The 2,309-nt window shown below is 71.6% G+C and carries 1 protein-coding gene; it reads left to right on the top strand.

The features are described 5' to 3' along the window. Positions 1–177: 177 nt before the first annotated feature. Positions 178–2,309, top strand: a 2,132-nt coding sequence (locus VFZ20_RS04495) for a Dyp-type peroxidase (protein WP_329682637.1), incomplete at its 3' end; no start/stop codon positions are given.

The raw sequence follows: 2,309 nt of genomic DNA, 5'->3' as shown, positions 1-2,309 counted from the left end.
CTTAGGTTGGGGGCCACGCTGGTTCCGCCCGTCCATCCGCATCCGCCCCACCACCTCCGCGGTTCCAGCGGCACTCCCCGACCCGTTCGCTCCACCCCGTTCCGCCGGCGTGCGGCCCGCCGCCACGCCATCCGTTCATCGTCCCATCCCCGTTCACCCCGCAGGAGCCGTCCAATCATGTCGCAGTCCTCCGAAACCGTCACCTGCCCGTACGCCGCCGCCGCGCGCGAAGCCGCGGCCGCCCGCACCGAGGCGGACCTTTCCACCGAGAAGGGCGACCACGCCAGCCACGAGATCTGGCGCCAGGTGCAGCGCGGGCTGGTGTACCCGGCGCCGCACGCCATCTTCGCCACCTTCTGGCGCGCGCCGCGGGCCAAGGGCAGCCGCCGGCTGACGAAGAAGGTGCTGCGCCGCCTGGTGAAGGACGTTCGCCGCGAGATCCACCGCAACTACGGCAGCCGCAACACCACCGCCATCGCCGGCGTGGGCTTCGCGCTGTGGAAGGAGTGGTGCGCCAGGGACGGCACCCCCGTGCCCACGGGGATGGAGCTGCGCTTTCCGGACGGCACGGGCAGCCACTCGGCCGTGTTCGCGCGCTCCGGCGGCACCTTTGCCGACTCCGACGGCGACCTGTGGTTCCACGTGAAGTCGCTGGACCCGGCGCACTGCGAGGGCGTGCTGGAGTTCATCCGCCGCCGGCTGGAGGACGAGGAGCGCTGCGTGGATCCGTCGCGCACCGTGCACCAGTCCGCGGCCACCAAGAGCAACCAGCCCGACCACATGGGCGGCAAGGTGCTGGGGTGCCGCTTTAGCGAGAACCTGAATAACCCCACGGACCCCGTCAGCGTGCAGGGCAACGTGCTGGTGGGCTACGAGGACGCGGCGCACCTGGGCGCCAGCTTCGTGCTGACGCAGCGGTTCTTCATCAACTGGGAGCTCATCCTGAACATGAGCCCCGAGCAGATCGAGGACTTGGTGGGGCGCAGGACGGGCGACGACGTGCTCATCCCCTCGCGCGACACCCGCAGCCACATCCGCAGCTCGCGCGTGCAGGACGCCGCGGGCGACACCATGCAGCTGCTGCGGCTCTCGCTGCCGTTCGGCACGTCGCCGGCCCTGCGCACGAGCGACCTGGTGGCCAAGGGCGCCAGCCTGCGCGACGAGGAGGGCATCTACTTCGCGGCGTTCGCCCGCAGCGCGCGGGTGCTGGAGGAGATCCTGGACAGCCAGGTGGGCACGCACGACGGCTTTATCCGCGACCGGCTGCTGGCCAACGTGCGCGCCGACGTGGGCGGCCTGTTCTACATCCCCTCCGTGGCGGACCTGGGGCTGGAGCCCCGCGACCTGGGGCTGGGCGCCATCGACGCGCACGACGACACGCGGTGGGACCGCTTTCCCGGCGTGGACTGGCGCCGCCTGGACCGGCACTTCAGCGCCCGGTCCACCAACGGGCTGATGTTCTACAACCACAAGGACTACCTGTACGGCGTCTCCACCATGAAGGGCGAGCGCCGCCGCGCGTACGGGCCGCCCTCCAACCGCGTGCAGCGCCTGCTGGCCAACGCGTTCTCGCGCTGGCAGGACAACTGGTACTTCGACCGCCGCCAGCAGGAGCTCAAGCACCTGCGCGCGTACGTGGCCGAGGGCTACGGGCAGGCCAAGGCCGACGAGGTGATGGGGCTCTCCATCGCCGAGCGGATGGGGTGGGCCCACAAGGTGAGCCTGGGGCAGGTGTTCGCCAGCCACGCGTACGGATTCCGCGGCCGGCGCCAGACGCCCGAGGGCAACTGGATCAACGGCGCCGACACCTACCGCATCCACCCCGTGGAGCGCATCGTGGGCGCCACGCCCAACCTGGGGCTGGGCCAGGGCCGGTACGTGGTCGACTACACCCGCGACGACGAGCGCGAGGGGCACTTCTTCCAGAACCTGAGCTACGCGTCGGGCGTGGGCCACGTGGTGCCCGGGTTCCAGCGCGTGCTGGACGCCGGCCTGGGGGCGCTGATGGCGGACGTGGCCGCCCGGCGCGACGCGGCGGACACGGACAAGCGGCGGCAGTTCTACGCCGGCGTGCACCTGGCGCTGGAGGGCGTGCGCGACCACTGCCTGGCGTACGCGCGCCTGGCGGGCGAGATGGCCGCCGCCCTGCCCCGCACGCAGGCGGCCGAGCGCGCGAACCTGCTGGACATCCAGCGCCGGATGACGCGGCTTTCCGCCGAGAAGCCCGAAACCATGCTGGAAGCGGCGCAGCTCGTCTTTACCCTGCACTCCTCCCTGCACCTGATCGGCGAGCCCACGGCCATCGGGCG

The sequence above is a fragment of the Longimicrobium sp. genome, from assembly GCF_036280135.1.
Classification (GTDB): Bacteria; Gemmatimonadota; Gemmatimonadetes; order Longimicrobiales; family Longimicrobiaceae; genus Longimicrobium.
Note: the sequence above shows the minus strand (reverse complement) of the source record. Positions and strands in the feature narration are given on the sequence as shown.